The 1,506-nt window shown below is 58.4% G+C and carries 1 protein-coding gene; it reads left to right on the top strand.

Features of this window, described 5'->3' with window-relative positions:
- Nucleotides 1-452: 452 nt before the first annotated feature.
- The coding region (locus ACRPFF_RS11030; RefSeq protein WP_432674660.1) for a ComEC/Rec2 family competence protein at nt 453-1,506 on the top strand (1,054 nt) is incomplete at its 3' end.

Raw genomic sequence — 1,506 nt, 5'->3', positions numbered from 1 at the left:
CCGTGTATCGCTGTAAATCTTAGAGATGGCGGAATATAGCGGATTAACAAAAACCGGTACAGCGTTGCCTCGCCTTAGCTCAAAGAGAACGATTCTCTAAGGTGCTGAAGCACCAAGTGAATCGGTTTCGTACTGCTTGTACTGTCTGCGGCTTCGTCGCCTTGTCCTGATTTTTGTTAATCCACTATAAAGACCGTCGGGCATCTGCAGCCGTCATTCCCGCGCAGGCGGGAATCTAGAACGTGGAATCTAAGAAACCGTTTTATCCGATAAGTTTCCGTGCGGACAAGTTTGGATTCCCGCTTGTGCGGGAATGACGATGGAAAGTTTGCCGTTGTCTCGGATAATACTGAGGCTTTTCGTTTGCATTCTTATCATTTTTAAATCTTGTTATGACGGTTTTATGGCTTTGCTTTATCATCGTTTGTTTTTTTAATATCGGGGGTGAGGACGTGTTCCGTCGTTGGTTTTTGCCGTGTTGGGTCGTCGGCGTGGCGGCTTCGTTTGCGCTGCCGGTCGTGCCGCATTGGCTGTTTTGGCTGGCGGCTTTTGCGGTTTTTGCTGTGTTTGCAAGGCGGTTTGCGTTTGCCGGTCTGATGCTGTGCGTGTTGGCGGGCGCGGCTTACGGTGTGTTCAGGACGGAGGCGGCATTGTCTTCCCAATGGCGGGCGGAGGTGGTTTCGGGTGTGCCGTTGACGGTGGAAGTGGCGGATATGCCGAGGTCGGACGGGCGGCGTGTGCAGTTTGCGGCAAAGGCTGTGGACAGCGGTGGTCGGACGTTTGATTTGCTGCTGTCGGACTACAAACGGCGCGAATGGGCGGTCGGGAGCAGATGGCGGATAACGGCACGCGTGCACCCCGTCGTCGGCGAATTGAACCTGCGCGGTTTGAACCGTGAGGCGTGGGCATTATCCAACGGGATAGGCGGCGCGGGGACGGTCGGTGCGGACAGGGTTTTGCTGCATGACGGAAGCGGTTGGGGGATTGCGGTTTGGCGCAGCCGCATCAGCCGAAATTGGCGGCAGGCGGATGAGGACGGCGGGCTTTCAGACGGCATCGGGCTAATGCGCGCGTTGAGCGTGGGCGAACAGTCGGCATTGCGCCCCGAATTGTGGCAGGCGTTCCGACCGTTGGGACTGACTCATCTGGTCAGTATTTCGGGTTTGCACGTTACGATGGTGGCGGTGATGTTTGCGTGGCTGGCGAAGCGGCTGCTTGCCTGTTCCCCGCGCCTTCCTGCCCGGCCGCGCGTGTGGGTTTTGGCGGCGGGGTGTGCGGGCGCGCTGTTTTACGCGCTGTTGGCGGGGTTTTCCGTGCCGACGCAGCGCAGCGTTTTGATGTTGGCGGCGTTTGCGTGGGCGTGGCGCAGGGGAAGACTGTCGGCGTGGGCAACGTGGTGGCAGGCGTTGGCGGCGGTGCTGCTGTTCGACCCTTTGGCGGTCTTGGGTGTGGGAACTTGGCTGTCTTTCGGTTTGGTGGCGGCCCTGATATGGGCGTGTTCGGGGC

The organism is Neisseria sp. SLRRB23 (assembly GCF_050896295.1).
In the GTDB taxonomy this organism is placed as follows: Bacteria; Pseudomonadota; Gammaproteobacteria; order Burkholderiales; family Neisseriaceae; genus Neisseria.
This window is presented reverse-complemented; position numbering and strand designations above follow the sequence as displayed.